This window comes from Streptomyces sp. NPDC026062, assembly GCF_055568375.1.
Genome location: NZ_JBVHOQ010000102.1, coordinates 1 through 6153, shown reverse-complemented (window position 1 = coordinate 6153; position 6153 = coordinate 1). Strand labels below are relative to the sequence as shown.

At 71.9% G+C, this 6153-nt stretch carries 4 protein-coding genes; 1 reads left to right on the top strand and 3 read right to left on the bottom strand.

What is annotated here, in order from left to right; genetic code table 11:
- Nucleotides 1-124: 124 nt before the first annotated feature.
- Nucleotides 125-1240 (bottom strand): hypothetical protein, encoded by a 1116-nt coding sequence (locus ACZ4LX_RS37760; protein ID WP_467651447.1) that lies wholly within the window; start codon nt 1238-1240, stop codon nt 125-127.
- A 74-nt stretch (nt 1241-1314) separates the two neighbouring features.
- On the opposite strand from ACZ4LX_RS37760, the gene ACZ4LX_RS37755 reads away from it, so the two are divergent.
- Nucleotides 1315-3774: a helicase-associated domain-containing protein gene (locus ACZ4LX_RS37755; protein WP_467651446.1), complete on the top strand. Its 2460-nt coding sequence runs from the start codon at nt 1315-1317 to the stop codon at nt 3772-3774.
- 193 nt (nt 3775-3967) lie between these two features.
- On the opposite strand, the gene ACZ4LX_RS37750 is transcribed toward ACZ4LX_RS37755, so the two are convergent.
- Nucleotides 3968-4612 carry an RloB family protein gene (locus tag ACZ4LX_RS37750; protein WP_467651445.1) on the bottom strand — a complete coding sequence of 215 codons (645 nt, stop codon included), beginning with the start codon at nt 4610-4612 and terminating at the stop codon, nt 3968-3970.
- Nucleotides 4545-5909 carry an AAA family ATPase gene (locus ACZ4LX_RS37745; protein WP_467651444.1) on the bottom strand — a complete coding sequence of 455 codons (1365 nt, stop codon included), beginning with the start codon at nt 5907-5909 and terminating at the stop codon, nt 4545-4547. Before ACZ4LX_RS37745 ends, ACZ4LX_RS37750 begins: the two co-directional genes overlap by 68 nt.
- Nucleotides 5910-6153 lie beyond the last annotated feature (244 nt).

Sequence of the window (6153 nt, the reverse complement as noted above, 5' to 3'; positions counted from 1 at the left end):
CTGAGGAGACGCCCCGGAGGGACCCCACCCCCACCCACCGGGCAACCGCGCACCCCGCGGAGCACCCGCACCGAGCCCGTCCGGCGATTGAGGACGGAACCCCCGACCCCGGACCGGGGCAAGGTCAGGAAACACCACCGCCGCCCGCCCGAGGGCCCCGCGCCCGCCACACCAGGTAGAGCGCGGAGGCCACGGCCGCACCCCGCACCACCCACGGCCACGTATCGCCGATCGCGGGTCCCATCCGGCCCTCCTCGATGGGCGCGCCCCAGCGCCCGTCCAACCGGCCCCACAGCCAGACGAGGGCGCCCGCCGCGACGACTCCGGGCAGCCCCATCACCGCCCACTTCGCCTCCGCGCGCGACAGCTTGCGGGAGCTGTAGGCGAGCAGCCAGCCGCCCGCCAGGGCCAGCAGGGCCTGCGGGGTGTCCATCACCGCACCGGCCACCAGCAGCGCGGCGGCCAGCAGGAGCATCGGGTGCGAGAAGCCACGAGGAGCGGCATCCTCTCGGCCCCGGCCCCGGCCCCGGCCCTCGCCCCGACCCCGGCGCAGCCTCGGCAGCCGCCGCCTCCGTCGGCGCGGCTCCTCGGCCTCCCCCTCGTACTCCGCCTCGTCCTCGTGGGCGTCGCCCTCGCCGTCGTCCTCGTCCTCGTCGTCATCCGGAACCGGCGGCCTCAGCAAGGCCGGGATCTCCACTCCGCCCCGGAAGCCCGGTACGTCGGTCCCCGCGCCGAACTCGTCGTCGCCGAACCGGCTCGGGGCGACGCTCCACCAGTCCGTGTCGTCGCGGGACGGGCCGAGTTCGTCCGAACCGGCGCGGTGCGGCGGGGACGGCACGGGCCCGGGTGAGGTCCGCGAAGCGTCCTCCCGCGCCTCGCCCCGCGTTTCCGACGCGCCCCGGCCCGAACTCTCTTTCCGGAGCCTCGCCCGGCGCGGGCGAGGGATGTCCGCCGCCTGCGCACCACCCTGATCCGGCTCCTGCGGCAAGGACGGCGACGACGGGTCGTCGCCCGACCGGGCCGCTGCCGCGACGAGTTCGTCCGGGGTGCCGAGCTTCCCGATGATGCGGCGCACCGCCCCCGGTGTGTTCGCCGCCTGCGCCACACGCTGCCGGTCGATCTCGCCCCGCAGCTCCGACACGAGCCTCATCCGGGTGCCCGAGGACAGCTGTTGTTGCTGTGCCAGGTCGCCGACCCGGCTCAGGTAGTCGTAGACCAGCTGGTCGCTCTCGATCCCCACGCGATCTTCCCCTCTACCGCCCTGCACCGACGGTAGCGCCCTCGGGCCTGTCCGGAGCGACTACCGTGGGACGGATGGGGATGACCACACCACCGCGGACGCTCGCCGAGGCTCTGCGCGCCCGGGACGACGAGTCACTGGCCGGGCTGCTGCGTGCCCGGCCCGACCTCCTCAGCCCCGTGCCCGGCGACATCACCCAGCTCGCGACGCGCGCCGGCACCCGTGCCTCCGTCGTACGCGCCCTGGAACACCTCGACCGCTTCGCCCTGCAGACCGCCGAGGCACTGGCCGTCGCGCCCGACCCGGCGCCGTACGACGTCCTGCTCGGTCTGCTCACCGGCGACGGCCGGGACGACGGGGAGCACCGGGACGACGCGGGTGCCGCGATCGTGGCCGCCCTGCCCGGCGCCCTCGCCACGCTGCGCGAACAGGCCCTTGTCTGGGGGGAGAACGACCGGCTGCGCCTGGTGCGCACCGCCCGTGAACTGCTGTCGCCCTCACCGCAGCACCCCTCCCCCACCGGGCTCGGGCCGACCGTCGCCGAGGCCACCGCCGGCATGTCACCGGGCCGGCTCCAGGAGATCCTGCACGAGGCCGGGCTGCCCGCCACCCACGACCCGGTCTCCGCGGTGACCGCTCTGTCCGCCCTCTTCACCGACCGGATCCGGATGGGCGCGCTCCTCGACACCGCCCCCGTCGAGGCGCTGTCCGTACTGGACCGGCTGGTCTGGGGTCCGCCGTACGGTGAAGTGACCCCGAACCCCACCCCGCCCGTGAAGTGGCTGCGCGACCGAGGGCTTCTGCTGCCCGTGTCGACCCGCACCGTCGTACTGCCGCGCGAGGCCGCGCTGCATCTGCGCGCCGGGCGCGCGCACCGGGTGCCCGAACCGCTGGCGCCCGCCGTCGTCGCCGTCGCCGAACGCGATCCACAGGCTGTGGACAGCGCGGCCGCCGGCCAGGCGTTCCTGGCCGTGTCCACCGTCGAGGAGCTCCTGAAGAGCTGGAACGGCGGCGGCCCCGCCATACTGCGGGCCGGCGGCCTCAGCGTCCGCGAGCTGAAGCGGACCGCCACCGTGCTGGACGTGTCGGAACCCGTCGCCGCGTTCTGGATCGAGCTCGCCTACGCGGCCGGGCTGCTGGCCTCCGACGGCGAGGCGGACGAACGGTACGCGCCGACTCCCGCGTACGACGACTGGACGGAACTCTCCGCCCAGGACCGCTGGGTGGAGCTCGCGTCGGCCTGGCTCGCCGCCACCCGTACCTCGGGCCTGGTCGGCGGCCAGGACGCCAAGGGCCGTGCCCTGTCCGCGCTCGGCCCCGAACTGGACCGCTCCGTCGCGCCGGAGGTCCGCCGCCGGGTCCTTTCGCTGCTCGCCGAGCTCCCGCCCGGCTCGGCCCCCGACCCCGAGACCGTGCTGGCCCGGCTCCGCTGGGAACGCCCGCTGCGCGGCGCCTCCGCCTCGCCCGGGGACACGACCGACCTGCGGTCCCGGATCGCCCTGTGGACGCTGAACGAGTCGGAGTTCCTCGGCATCACCGGCCGCGGCGCCCTCGCCTCGCAGACCCGCGCCCTGCTCTCCGGCGAGCCTTCCGAGGCCGCTGCCCGGCTCGCCCCGCTCATCCCGGAACCTCTCGGCCACGTCCTGCTCCAGGCCGACCTGACAGCCGTCGCCCCGGGCCCGCTGGAACGCCCCCTCGCGGACATGCTCGGCGTCCTCGCGGACATCGAGTCGAAGGGCGGCGCGACGGTCTACCGCTTCACACCCGGCTCCGTGCGCCGCGCCCTGGACGCCGGGCAGTCCGCCGCCGACCTGCACGCCTTCCTCGCCGCGCACAGCCGTACGCCGGTGCCGCAGCCGCTCAGCTACCTCATCGACGACGTGGCCCGCCGCCACGGCCATCTGCGGATCGGCGCCGCCTCCGCATACGTACGCTGCGACGACGAGGCCGTCCTCAACGAGATCCTCGCCGACAAGCGCTCCGCGACCCTGCGGCTGCGCCGCCTCGCCCCGACGGCCCTGGCCGCCCAGACCGACCCGGCGTCCCTCCTCGACGGTCTGCGCGAGATGGGGTACGCGCCCGCCGCGGAGTCCGCCGACGGGGACGTCCTGATCACCCACGCCGGTGCCCGCCGCACACCGCCCCGCACGGCCCCCGTACCCGTACCCGAAGGCCCGCCGGTGCCCGACTCCACGCTGCTGGGTGCGGCGGTCCGGGCGATCCGGGCCGGGGACACGGCGGCGACGGTCGTCCACAAGGAAACCGGCCCCTCCGCGTCCGCCTCCGCATCGGGCGCCCTGCCCCGTACGACTTCGGCCGAGACCCTGGTCACCGTCCAGGCCGCGGCGATGACGGGCTCGGCGATCTGGATCGGCTACGTCAACGCGGAGGGCGCCGCCAGCCAGCGCGTGATCGCCCCGGTCCGCGTCGAGGGCGGCTATGTGACGGCGTACGACCACACGGCGGACGAGGTCCGCACGTATCCCCTGCACCGGATCACGGGTGTGGCCGAACTGGCGGACGACCAGACGTAACGGTGCGCGGGTCCGGGACGGAGTCATGTCGCCGGGCGTCCTGGTGAACGTGCCGACGTGGTCCCCCGAAGGCCGTCGCCGGGCCTCCTGACCGCCGTCCTACGGCCGCCTCACGCCTGCGCCGACCGGATGGGGCCGGTGCGCGGGTGCGGGCCCGTTCGTGGTGGACGGCCGCCAAGAGCCGTGTCATCCCTCACCCACGCCCGTGGCGCGCCTGTTTCAGTCGCGCGACCAGCCGGTCGACATCCGTCCAGGGGTTACCGTTGTGGCCTCTGTCACCTCGGCTCCGCAGCGCCAGCGCACGGTCCTTGGCCTGTCCGTATCCCTCTCGCAGGCTCGCGTACTCGATGTGCTTGCGAGCGACTGAGTAGCCGCAGGTCCCCAGGCCCTCAAGCGCTCTCTGCGCGCCGGCCGATGACTCGTAGCCGGACACGTCCTTGAAGTGCAGAAGCAGCCATGTCTCGAAACACGGATTGGTGAGCGCCACCTCGATACCGTTGCGCCGCGCCAGTGCCAGCGCCTCGTCCAGCGTGGGATGGGGAACAGGAGCTTCGACGTCGATGACGCACCAGACCTCGTCGTACTCCATCCAGCGGTCCTCCCGGGAACGGGAAGCCCGTTGCTTGTGGGCGATCGCCGCGCGCACGGGCGATCTCGGCTCTCCGCGCTCGCTGCCCAACTGGACCGCGACCGGGAGAGTGCGCAGTTCCGACTTCAGTCCCCTGAAATACTGTTCCTCCGTGCACCCTCTCTCGCAGTAGACCAGGAACCTACGCTGCTCCGGGCGTTCGCCCTTGGCCCGCTTCAGCGGCTTTCCCCGCTTCACACCCACCCCCATGGGAATATGCCGAAGTCATGTCACGCAGGAACTCGTCGTCCAGATGCGGCACCGCGCCGTAGCGCCCAGCCAGATAACGACGCTCCAGATTCTCCGCAGAGTTCCGTACGGAGAACTCGGTCATCGGAAACAGTCGTGTCGCGAGAGTGCTCGGATCCTTCTCCGTGAACCAGACCTGGTCCCGGAAGAGTTCGGTCCTGACGTTACGGCCGAGCAGCGCGGCTTCGTGCGTACTGAACACCAGTTGCGCCCCTGAACGATTGGTCTCGGGCGACTGGAACATGCCCACCAGCGCGTCCACCAGGTACGGATGCAAGCGCGCGTCGAGTTCATCGACGCAGAGCACCCCACCGGAAGCCAGCGTGGTGATCACCGGACCGATGAGCCCGATCCATGTACGCGTTCCACTCGACTCGTACGCGAGGTCGAGGGGAAAGACCCCCTCCTCCGTACGGTGCTCCACCCGCACCCGCTTGCTGCCGTCCTGCTGGACCTGGACCTTGTCACCCAGTGCGTCTCTGAGCGCCCGCGTGATGCGATCGTGGTCTTCACGAGCCGCCTCGTCCCACTCCTCGATCTCCAGCCCCGACACACCCAGGTCGGCGAAGCGAAGGAGCGCCATCACCGGACCCGTCACGTCCGTGTCGCGATCGGTGAGGCAGAGCCGGACCGTCGAATCGAGTCGCTGCGGGAAGTCGCGATCCGTCGCCATCCGCAGTTCCGACCGGAACCAACCGAACACGGCGCCGAGTTGGTCATGCCCCTGCGCAGCCGCAACTGAGAGGTAGAGGCTGTTCGGCCTCAACAGCTCCGCGATCAACTTGCGCCTGCCGGTGAGCCACCGTCCGAAGGTGACGACACCGTCACCTCCGCGTTCATAGAGGCGGCGCTGCCGGCCCTCGGGGTAGTAGTAGAGCCATTCCTCGGTCACCCGGTCGTCATCGACCGAGAAGCCGAACTGATGATGCACCCCATTCACCACGAAGTCGACGGCGAAGGAGCTGGGGTGCTCCGCCACGTCCCGCCTCAGGGAGAACGGTCGACGCGGGACGCCACCACTGGGGTCCCATCGGCGGAACGACGACAGCACCGCCGATCGCATCCATCCGAGAGAGTCGATGACGTTCGACTTCCCGGAGGCGTTGGTGCCGTAGATGGCCACCACAGGAACTGCTCGGACACCACCGCCGGTGACTTCAGCCTCGGCACGCTCCGGATGACGGTCGGCCGCGACGAGGGACAGCTCCTGCTCCTCCCGGAGCGAAGCATGATTCGTGACCTGGAACCGAAGCAGCATGCCATCCCCTCCATGCATCAAATTATGTCGTTTACCAAGGCCTCTCGTCAGAATCTGACGATAGTGCCTTCCAAACGACATCGCATAGAGCATTCACCCTTCCGTGATGCGGGGCCCTTGGGCGGGCGGCGGCGGGGGTCTTTGGCCTCGCCCCGGTCCGGGGCTGGGGTCTTTGTCCTCAATCGCCGGACGGGCTCGGTGCGGGTGCTCCGCGGGGTGCGTTCTGTCCGGTGGGTGGGGGTGG

Bases quoted from the DNA above. Each gene is read 5' to 3' on its own strand.
- ACZ4LX_RS37745 (WP_467651444.1), bottom strand. From the start codon at position 5,909: ATGCTGCTTCGGTTCCAGGTCACGAATCATGCTTCGCTCCGGGAGGAG.
- ACZ4LX_RS37755 (WP_467651446.1), top strand. From the start codon at position 1,315: ATGGGGATGACCACACCACCGCGGACGCTCGCCGAGGCTCTGCGCGCC.
- ACZ4LX_RS37750 (WP_467651445.1), bottom strand. From the start codon at position 4,612: ATGGGGGTGGGTGTGAAGCGGGGAAAGCCGCTGAAGCGGGCCAAGGGC.